This is a genomic window from Streptomyces sp. NPDC059037 (assembly GCF_042740015.1).
Lineage (GTDB): Bacteria > Actinomycetota > Actinomycetes > Streptomycetales > Streptomycetaceae > Streptomyces.
On record NZ_JBHYIG010000215.1, the window covers coordinates 10,551 to 16,935 of the forward strand.

At 69.7% G+C, this 6,385-nt stretch carries 6 protein-coding genes; 5 read left to right on the plus strand and 1 reads right to left on the minus strand.

What is annotated here, in order from left to right:
* On the minus strand, positions 1-310 hold a 310-nt coding region (locus ACFWY6_RS33025; protein ID WP_384698317.1), incomplete at its 3' end, for an FAD-dependent oxidoreductase.
* 220 nt (positions 311-530) lie between these two features.
* Here ACFWY6_RS33025 and ACFWY6_RS33030 point away from each other — a divergent pair.
* Genes ACFWY6_RS33030 through ACFWY6_RS33050 form a run of 5 tightly spaced genes read left to right on the plus strand, consistent with a single transcriptional unit; the run spans position 531 to position 6,232 of the window.
* Positions 531-2,273 (plus strand): ABC transporter substrate-binding protein, encoded by a 1,743-nt coding sequence (locus tag ACFWY6_RS33030; RefSeq protein ID WP_384698321.1) that lies wholly within the window; start codon positions 531-533, stop codon positions 2,271-2,273.
* Positions 2,274-2,287: 14 nt separating this feature from the next.
* A complete protein-coding gene (locus ACFWY6_RS33035; protein ID WP_384698324.1) occupies positions 2,288-3,241 on the plus strand; it encodes an ABC transporter permease in 954 nt (317 codons plus the stop codon).
* On the plus strand, positions 3,238-4,224 hold the full coding sequence (locus ACFWY6_RS33040) for an ABC transporter permease (protein WP_384698327.1): 987 nt from the start codon (positions 3,238-3,240) through the stop codon (positions 4,222-4,224). Before ACFWY6_RS33035 ends, ACFWY6_RS33040 begins: the two co-directional genes overlap by 4 nt.
* Positions 4,224-5,252 (plus strand): ABC transporter ATP-binding protein, encoded by a 1,029-nt coding sequence (locus tag ACFWY6_RS33045; protein ID WP_384698330.1) that lies wholly within the window; start codon positions 4,224-4,226, stop codon positions 5,250-5,252. The genes ACFWY6_RS33040 and ACFWY6_RS33045 overlap by 1 nt, the downstream gene beginning before the upstream one ends.
* A gap of 47 nt (positions 5,253-5,299) precedes the next feature.
* Entirely contained in the window at positions 5,300-6,232 is a 933-nt protein-coding gene (locus ACFWY6_RS33050; RefSeq protein ID WP_384698333.1) for an ABC transporter ATP-binding protein, read from the plus strand.
* Positions 6,233-6,385: the final 153 nt, after the last annotated feature.

The window sequence follows — 6,385 nt, forward strand, 5'->3', positions numbered from 1 at the left end:
GCCCCCCCCGCCCTGGTGCGGCGCGCCCGCGCCCTCGGCCCCCTTGCCCTGTCCCGAGCCGCGGGGGGGGCCCCCCCCCCCCCCCCCCCCCCCACAACCGGGTGGAGAGCAGGGCCAGTTCGAGCTCGGGACCCGGCTCCTTGTCGGAGAGCAGAAGGTTGCCCTCGCCGGCCCCCGTCGTACCGCCCGCCACGGCGCCGCGGTCGAGCACGGTGACGCGGAGGCCGGACCGGGCGGCGTAATAGGCGCAGGCCGCGCCCATCACGCCCGCCCCGACGACGATGACGTCTGCGGTGTTCCTTGTCAGCACGTCAGTAATATTTCACATTGCACTGCTTCTGCCAAGGGTGGCGATCAATGAGCCCGATCGATCCCCCAGTTGAAGGGTCAACCGCAGCGGCCCACTTGGGAACGGGTGGGTAACGAAGTCACTTACACCTTGTCAGTGCAATTTCACATTACTATGTTACGGGTCACATTCCAGCCAGCTCTCCAGCTCTGGCTGCTCGACTCCTCCGGAGTGACCACTCATGGACAAGCGCACCTGTACCGCCCTCGCCGCCACACTGGCGGCGGCCCTCATCCTCGGAACGGCCGGCTGCTCCGGCGGAGAGAAGTCGGGCGGCGCCCGGGGCAAGAACCTCGCAACGGCCAACAACGGCAAGGTGATCGGGGGGACTCCGCAGAAGGGCGGAACCCTCACCGTCCTGTCGAACACGGACTTCACGCACCTCGACCCGGCCCGCAACTGGGTCATGAGCGACATGAACTTCGGGACCCGGCTGCTCTACCGCACCCTGGTCTCCTACAAGGCGGCCCCCGGAACCGCCGGCGGCGAGCTCGTCCCCGACCTCGCGACCGACCTCGGCACCTCCTCCAACGGCGCGCGGACCTGGACCTTCCACCTCAAGCCGGGAGTCAAGTACGAGGACGGAACGCCGGTCACCGCCCAGGACGTCAAGTACAACGTGGAGCGGTCGTTCTCCCCGGACCTGCCGGGCGGCGCCGACTACGCGGCCCGCTACCTCAAGGGCGCCAAGGGCTACCAGGGCCCCGCCAAGGGCAAGCACCTGGACTCCATCAGGACACCGGACGACAGGACGATCGTCTTCGAACTGCGCAGGCCCTTCGCCGAGTTCCCCAACGTGACGGTGATGCCCACCTTCGCCCCGGTGCCGAAGGCGAAGGACAAGGGGCCTCGGTACGACAACCGTCCGTTCTCCTCGGGCCCGTACAAGATCGAGACGTATCAGCGCAACAAGAAGATCGTCCTGGTCCGCAACCCCCACTGGGACCCCAAGACGGACTCGGTACGCAAGGCGTACCCGGACAAGCTGGTCATGGTGATGGGGCTGCGGCCCAATCAGATCGACGACCGGATGATCGCCAGCCAGGGCGCGGACGCCTCCACCGTCCCGTGGTACGCGCTGCGGCCGGAGAGCGGGGTGAAGGTGCTGCCCAAGGCCGATGTCCGCAAGCGGCTGCTCGCCGAGTCGACCAACTGCACCGACATGGTGCAGATGCACACCGGACGGGCACCGTTCAACGACGTGAAGGTCCGTCAGGCCGTTCAGTACGCCCTCGACAAGGAAGTCGTGACCACCTCCTCCGGCGGCCCCGCCTTCAATGACACTTCCACCGCCTACATGCCCGCCGCCCTCTTCAACGGCAAGCAGCCCGACACACTGAAGATCCCCGTCACCGGCAAGGTGGACAAGGCGAAGCAGCTGCTCAAGGAGGCCGGGAAGCCGGGCGGCTTCAGTACCAAGATGACGGTCTCCAACGGCGACAAGGGGCGGGCGGAGGCGATCCAGCAGTCGCTCGCGAAGGCCGGCATCAAGGTCACCATCGAGACGGTCGACCCGTCCGCGTTCTACGCCACCATCGGCGACACCAAGAACCGCACCGACCTCGTCTACACCGGCTGGTGCCCCGACTACCCGTCCGGCTCCACGTTCCTGCCCTTCGTCTTCGACGGCCGCTTCATCAAGGAGAAGGGGAACTCCGGCAACCACTCCTTGTTCCGCGACAAGGCGACCATGCAGCGGATGGACGAGATCGCCGCGATGACCGACGCCGGGAAGGCCGGCGCGGCCTGGCGGAAGCTGGACGGCGAGATCCTCGCCAAGGCGCCGGCCGTGCCCGTCCTGGTCCGGCGCTGGCCGCTGGTGGTGGGGACCAACATCGCGGGCGCGTACGGGCAGACCTCCTTCGGCGGTCAGCTCGACTACGCCTCGGTCGGCCTCAAGAACCCGGCCAAGAGCAAGGGTTGAGGAGCGCCGCCACCATGACCACCACCTCCACATCCGCCGCATCCGCACCGGCGGCCGAGGCCGCTGCGGCGGGCAGCGGCCCCTGGCGGCTCGCCCGCCGGGAGCTCGGCCGCCGCGTCTCCGTGCGCGTCTCCCTCGTCGTGATCGCGCTCTTCGCGATCATGGCGGTGGCCGCACCACTGCTCAGCAAGCTGGGCGGCTGGTCCCCCGAGGAGTTCGACAAGGACGCCGTCGACCCCTATCTCGGCGGGCAGCCGATCGGCTCGCTCGGCGGCATCTCCGCCGAGCACTGGCTCGGCGTCGAACCCGTCACAGGGCGCGACCTGTTCGCCCGGGTCGTGCACGGCGGCCAGGTGTCCCTGCTCATCGCCGTGACGGCCACCGCCATCGTCGTGGTCGCCGGCACGGCGGCCGGGATCGCCGCCGGTTACTTCGGCGGGCGCACCGACACGGTGCTCTCCCGCCTGATGGACCTGACGATGTCCTTCCCCTCCCTCATCTTCATGATCGCGATGATGTCCGTGGCCAGGGACGTGAACCGGATCGTGCTGATGATCACCGTCATCGGGGTCTTCGGCTGGCCCGGCATCGCCCGTGTGGTGCGCGGTCAGACGCTCTCGCTCAAGCACCGCGAGTACGTCGACGCCGCCCGCGTCGGCGGTTCCGGCTCCTGGCGCATCCTCACCCGTGACATCCTCCCCGGCGTCGCCGGGCCGGTCATCGCGTACACCACCCTCATCATCCCCGGCATGATCGCCACCGAGGCGGCCCTGAGCTACCTGGGCGTGGGCGTCCGCCCGCCCACCCCCTCCTGGGGCCAGATGATCGCCGAGAGCGTCGCCTTCTACGACACCGACCCCATGTACTTCGTCATCCCCAGCGTCTGTCTCTTCCTCACCGTGCTCGCCTTCACGCTGCTCGGCGACGCGCTGCGGGACGTGCTCGACCCGAGGGGGAGCCGCACATGACCGTCTACGTCGCGCGAAGGCTGCTCGCGGTGATCGGTGTGCTGATCGCCGTCGCCGCCGTCACCTTCACCATCTTCTACGTTCTGCCGTCCGACCCGGCGGCCGCCGCCTGCGGCAAGTCGTGCAGCACCGAACGCCTGGCGGCGATCCGCGAGCACATGGGCCTGGACCAGCCGCTGTGGCGGCAGTTCGCGGACTTCGTCACCGGCATCTTCACGGGCCGCACCATGGGCACCGGCCAGTACGCGCTGCACTGCGACTTCCCGTGCCTGGGCTACTCGTACGAGAACAGCGAAGGTGTGTGGGACCTGCTGATGGACCGGCTTCCGGTCTCCGCATCGCTCGCCCTCGGCGCCGCGGTGCTGTGGCTGGTCCTCGGCCTGACCGCGGGCGTCACCGCCGCCCTGCACAAGGACAGCCTCACCGACCGAACCCTGATGGTCGGCGCGGTCGCCGCCGCGTCCCTGCCCGTCTACTTCACCTCGATGATGCTCATCTACGGGCTGATCCGCACGGCCGGGCTCCTGCCCTACCCGAAGTACGTGGAGCTGACCTCCGACCCGCTCCACTGGGCCTCGAACCTGCTGCTCCCCTGGCTGGCCCTGGCCATCCTCTACGCGGCCATGTACGCGCGCCAGAGCCGCAGTTCGATGATCGAGACGATGGCCGAGCCGTACATCCGCACCGCCCGCGCCAAGGGTCTTCCGCGTCGCAAGGTGGTGGTCAAGCACGGCCTGAGGGCCGGGATGACGCCCATCCTCACCCTCTTCGGGATGGACCTGGGCGGGCTGCTCGCGGGCGCGGTGATCACCGAGTCCATCTTCGGGCTTCCCGGCATCGGGCGGCTCTTCTACGGTGCGCTGTCCAGCGGCGACCAGCCGGTCATCCTCGGCGTCACCCTGCTCGCCGCCACCTTCATCGTCGTCGCCAACCTGGCGGTCGATCTGCTGTACGCCGTCGTCGATCCGCGAGTGAGGTACTGATGAGCGCTCCCCGGGCCGTGCCCTCCGCGCCGGACCAACCCGTGCTCTCCGTACGGGACTTGACGGTCACCTTCCGCACCCCGCGCGGTGTGGTACGGGCCGTGGACAGCCTCGGTTTCGAAGTGCGGCGAGGCGAGACCCTCGGCATCGTCGGCGAGTCGGGATCGGGCAAGTCCGTCACGTCCATGGCGGTGATGGGCCTGCACACCAGCGCTGAAGTCACCGGCTCGGTCGCACTCGACGGCCAGGAGCTGGTCGGCCGATCCGAGCGCGAGCTGAACCGGCTGCGCGGCCGGCGGATGGCCATGGTCTTCCAGGACCCGCTCGCCAGCCTGCACCCCTTCTACACGGTGGGCGAGCAGATCGCCGAACACCACCGGGTGCACTTCGGCAGTAGGCGAAAGACCGCACGGGAGCGGGCCGTTGACGCCCTGGCCGAGGTCGGCATCCCCGAGCCGCGCCGCCGCGCGGGCGAGTACCCGCACCAGTTCTCCGGCGGCATGCGGCAGCGCGTGATGATCGCCATGGCGCTTGTCTGCGAGCCGGAGCTGCTCATCGCCGACGAGCCGACCACCGCCCTCGACGTCACGGTCCAGGCGCAGATCCTGGAGTTGATCGCCCGACTGCAACAGGACCGGGGCCTCGCGGTCGTCCTGATCACGCACGATCTCGGCGTGGTGGCCCGGGTCGCCCACGAGGTCCTGGTGATGTACGGCGGCCGGGCCGTCGAACAGGCCGACGCGGACACCCTGTTCGCGACACCGGCCCACCCCTACACCCGCGGCCTTCTCGACTCCCTGCCCCGCCTCGACGACAGCGACGAAGCGCCGCTGCGGGCGATTCCCGGCAGCCCGCCGTCCCTGCTCACCCCGGCCGTCGGATGCGCGTTCGCGCCCCGCTGCCCCCAGCTCGTCGGCGTCCCCGCCGGGGCGCGCTCCCGCTGCGAGACGCAACTCCCACTCCTCGAAGGACCGGCCCGGCATCCGGCCGCCTGTCACTTCCCCGCGCACGAAGGCGTCGCCTCATGAGCCTCTTGGCATCCACCGAACCTCTTTTGTCCGTACGGGACTTGACGATGACATTCCCCGGGAGGCGGCGCTCCGCCCCGGTCCGGGCCGTCGACGGCATCACCTTCGATGTGGCGGCAGGCGAGACGCTGGGCCTGGTCGGGGAGTCCGGCTGTGGCAAGTCCACCACCGGCCGCATGATCGTCCGGCTCCTGGAACCCACCGCAGGCTCCCTCACGTACGACGGGCGCGACATCAGCCACCTGTCACAGCGCGAACTGAAGCCGCTGCGCACAGACCTCCAGATGGTCTTCCAGGACCCGCACTCCTCCCTCAACCCCCGCCAGACGGTGGCCCGGATCATCTCCGATCCGCTGCTCGTTCAGGGCAGTTCGGCGGCGGACGCCCGCAGGCGTGCCGTGGAGTTGATGGAGTTGGTGGGGCTCATCCCCGAGCACATCGACCGCTATCCGCACGAGTTCTCCGGTGGCCAGGCCCAGCGCATCGGTATCGCCCGCTCGCTCGCCACGAGCCCGCGCCTCGTCGTCGCCGACGAGCCGGTCTCCGCCCTCGATGTCTCCGTCCAGGCCCAGATCGTCAACCTGATGGAACGGCTTCAGCGCGAACTCGGCCTCGCCTATCTCTTCATCGCCCACGACCTGTCCGTGGTCAAACGGGTCTGCGACCGGGTCGCCGTGATGTACCTGGGCCGCATCGTCGAGATCGGCGAGAAGGAACGGGTGTACGCGGCTCCCGCCCACCCCTACACCCGGGCGCTGCTGTCCGCCGTGCCGCTGCCGGACCCGGCGGCCGAGCGGGCCCGCGAGCGGATCACCCTGCTCGGCGACCCGCCGAGCCCGGCCGCCCCGCCTCCCGGCTGCACCTTCCACCCGCGGTGTGCCAAGGCGCAGGAGATCTGCCGCACCGAGGCACCGGCACTGCGGACCACGGCGCCGGACACGGCGCGGCAGGTGTCGTGCCACTTCCCCGAAGCTGCCTGAACAGGGCAGCGGCTGAACATGGCTGTGGCCCCGCGGCCCGGCGGCGGGTGGCGGGGGCCGGGGGCCCACCGCCCCCCGGGCGCGATGAAGTGGGGTTGACGCCGTTGTGTTTCGCCCCGGCTCGCCCGACCCCCGGCGCGTTTACAACACACA